The organism is Roseomonas acroporae, from assembly GCF_023223525.1.
In the GTDB taxonomy this organism is placed as follows: Bacteria; Pseudomonadota; Alphaproteobacteria; order Acetobacterales; family Acetobacteraceae; genus Roseomonas_E; species Roseomonas_E acroporae.
The window spans coordinates 1-2,744 of record NZ_JALPRX010000206.1; the positions used below are offsets into that span (position 1 = coordinate 1).

The following is a 2,744-nucleotide window of genomic DNA, read 5'->3' on the forward strand; positions in this document are numbered from 1 at the left end:
CCCGCGGCAACCTGACACTCGGTCGCCGCGTCACCGGACGCTTACCTCTCCTGACCAGAGCACCGCGCTGAGGCGCAGGTTTCCTGCGGGTTTCGGCCGCGACCTTGATGGTGCAAGGTCGGAACGAAGGTGGTTTTTCTCTCCGGAATGCCGGAGAGTCTCCGGACCTTGGGGGTTGGCCGATTTTTCCAACAAGGCTTAACCTATTGAAAACACTCGATCTCTAGAGGGAGATAGCGCGCGTCGTTCGGCGTGCGTGCCGCCTGCCGGTCAAAGCTGCGCAGAGAAGCTGCCTTCTCCAAAGCCGAGGCCTTGTCTGGCGCCGAGCCTCGACAGACCATTTAACGCCGTCTCGATCGGGGCAGCCGACCTGCTACTCCTTGACCACCACGACGAAGGATGGGTCGCTGGTACTCGGTCTTGGAGAGACCATCTGAGGCGACTGAGCGCTGTTAGACGCGATCAAGTGGCCTAGCGCGCGATCTCTCCGTACGCGGTCAGAACGGCCTTGTCCCTAACCTCTCCCCTCTTCGCAGCGAGACCAAGAACCCTTTGCGGCAGAGGAAGGTCAAGGCTGCTCAAGAGCAGCGCCGACACGGTCACCGTGCCGCAGACGCGACCGAACCGCTCGTTTACCGGGCCGCTGTTGAGCAGTGCGGCAAGGTCTTTAGGCGGCACGACCGGCTTTCGGCCCTCGATCGGGGACACAAGGACGACATGGTTCTCTCCCACCAAGCCGCCATGCTCTCTGAAGAAGGACTTCGGAACGGCCGCCGCGTTGATGCGTCGCTCCTGTTTTCGGTTGGAGGTGCGTTGTACGACCACAAGCGGCTTCCGGAAAACATACGGGGCCATCGCCTTTGCCTCGAACCACAGGCGGCCGCTGGCCTGCGATTGATGCTCTGCGCGCATGAAATCGAAGCGGCCATCCGAACCCACCGCTTTCGCCCAAACCAAAGGGAAGCGTGACTTCGCGGGGCGGCGGTGCATTCTGTCTGCAACGCGTTGAGGCACGACGTAGCCCACGCGAGTCTCGTAGCCGTAATCCGACAAGGTCGCCCCACCTTTGCCGTCCTGACCGCGAGACGGAAGTCGCCATGGCAAGCCATCAAGCGAGACCTCCACGGTTCCGAGGGCCTCTGTCTCGCCTTCAGCGTGGACCATGCAGCAGGCGGCCGAGACTGCCCCTGTGGTCTCCGGCTCCAGCGCCTCCTCTAGGCGCCGCACGACAATGAAGCAGGCATCCTGGACGACATCCAGGAAGACGTGTTTGCGCTTCTCTATAAGATCAATCGAGACAATCTGCGACATTTGGGCAAGGCGTCTGCGGAAGGAGGCGTAGTCCGGGCTACCAATGAAGCTCATCGGCACAATGAACCCAAGCAGCCCGTTGGTGCGCACCCTGTCGAGCCCGCGACGCAGAAACATGGCGTAAATGTTGAGCTGCCCGCCAGCAATGTCCGAGAACTCGGCGCGCCAACGGCGGTGGCCTTTAGCCCCGATTTTCGCATAAGGCGGGTTGCCGATCCAGCTGTCCACTAGCCCATCATGTTGGTCGACCAGGCTATCCCCCATACTGACCAATCCGAACCGCGGGCCGACCGCCATCCCGAACTCTCGGCGTAACATCCTGCGCAGTAAGGCATTGGCGATGAGGGCAAGTCCTCGGTCGATCTCGCAGCCCGACAGCCTGGCACGCACGTCGGCCAGTACGTCTTCAGGGCTATCCCCCCGGTCCAAGCCGGCTCGAGCAACTCTGCGGGCGATAGGCACGATGAAGGCGGCTCCGCCCGCTGCCGGGTCGTGAATAACATCCCGATCCAGATTCAAGCCGCACTCCACCATGCGGAGAATCAAGTGTCTCACTAAGTGCGGTGGGGTGAAATAGGCTCCGAGAGCCTTCCGCCGCTCGGCGCCGATGAGAATAGTGTAGGCGCTAGCAATGGCATGGTCGGACCATTCGGGCTCGAGCTGGTCAAGTAGAGAAACTATTTCGCGCGGCCCGCGCCCGTCGATCAAACGGCGGCAGAAGGTAGTAGCGCTCTCTCGGCCCACGCGGTCCCGCACCAACCGGAACACCTTAGCTAAGGTCGCCTCCCGAACTTGCGCGACCGAACAGCTGCCCACCAAACACCCCACCCTGCCCCACACTCGTAACGTCGTATGGGCGGCGAAGTACACCGTCAACTGTACTCTTGTGGTAAAGACAGATTCCGGCAGCCGAGAGCGCCAATACAGTAGAAGTCAGACGGAAAATTTCTCCGAGATTTCTTTCGCCGCCGCGACTGTCTCTGCGACCGCCAGCACGGGCAGACCCTCAAGCAGGACGCCCATCTCCACAGAGCTGCATAGGTAGCGGATGAAGTTGGCGCTGCCAAGATACGCGAATTCAGCATCAGCCAGAACAACCTTGGCGTGAAACGTCTCGTAACCGCTTCCGGACGGCGACGGCACCCAGTAGTCGAAGAGACTGACCCCAAGGGCCCGGAACTCGTCGTGGTGCGCATGCAGAAGGCCGTAGACCCGCTGGCGATTGCGGAGGACGAGGTGCCGTTCGACGCCAGGTGGTGCCTCGGCGAACACCCGGAGGGCCCAGCGCATCCCCTCCTCGTTGAGGAACGGGGTCATGACCGTGAGCCTCCGCAGGGCACGGCGAGCGATTCGATGAACGCCTCATCGGTCTCGACCAGGTTCACATGTGGACTTCCCCCTGGGGAGTGGAGGGTTTGGTAAGGAACCCGAGC

At 61.8% G+C, this 2,744-nt stretch carries 2 protein-coding genes; both read right to left on the bottom strand.

Annotation, left to right across the window (positions count from 1 at the left end):
- Positions 1-471: 471 nt before the first annotated feature.
- A complete protein-coding gene (locus M0638_RS27930) occupies positions 472-2,181 on the bottom strand; it encodes an Eco57I restriction-modification methylase domain-containing protein (protein WP_248670228.1) in 1,710 nt (569 codons plus the stop codon).
- Between the two features lie 63 nt (positions 2,182-2,244).
- Entirely contained in the window at positions 2,245-2,628 is a 384-nt protein-coding gene (locus M0638_RS27935) for a phospholipase D-like domain-containing protein (RefSeq protein WP_248670227.1), read from the bottom strand.
- Positions 2,629-2,744 lie beyond the last annotated feature (116 nt).

Excerpts from the sequence above, each read along its gene's own strand:
- M0638_RS27935 (WP_248670227.1), bottom strand. The coding sequence starts at position 2,628 with ATGACCCCGTTCCTCAACGAGGAGGGGATGCGCTGGGCCCTCCGGGTG.